Annotated in this window: 1 protein-coding gene; it reads right to left on the bottom strand. The window is 56.6% G+C overall.

The window, feature by feature from the left end; genetic code table 11:
- Positions 1-234, bottom strand: a 234-nt coding sequence (locus KVT32_RS31115; protein ID WP_254637103.1) for a type I restriction-modification system subunit M N-terminal domain-containing protein, incomplete at its 3' end; no start/stop codon positions are given.
- Positions 235-244 lie beyond the last annotated feature (10 nt).

Raw genomic sequence — 244 nt, 5'->3', positions numbered from 1 at the left:
GTCGTCGCTGTCACCGTACTTGTCGCTGATGTACTTGATGAACAGCATGAACAGGACATAGTCCTTGTACTGGCTGGCGTCCATGCCGCCGCGGAGTTCGTCGCAGGAGGCCCAGATGGAAGCATAGAGGTCGGATTTTTTGACAACCCCATTACGCGGAATGCGGGATACAGGGGCCGCGATATCTTTTTCAGACGCAGAGCCGGCACGAATCTTCGTGGCGACGGAAGGCAAAGCCGCTGCA

Source organism: Achromobacter sp. GbtcB20 (assembly GCF_019091095.1).
GTDB classification, from domain to species: Bacteria; Pseudomonadota; Gammaproteobacteria; order Burkholderiales; family Burkholderiaceae_B; genus Achromobacter; species Achromobacter mucicolens.
Note: the sequence above shows the minus strand (reverse complement) of the source record. Positions and strands in the feature narration are given on the sequence as shown.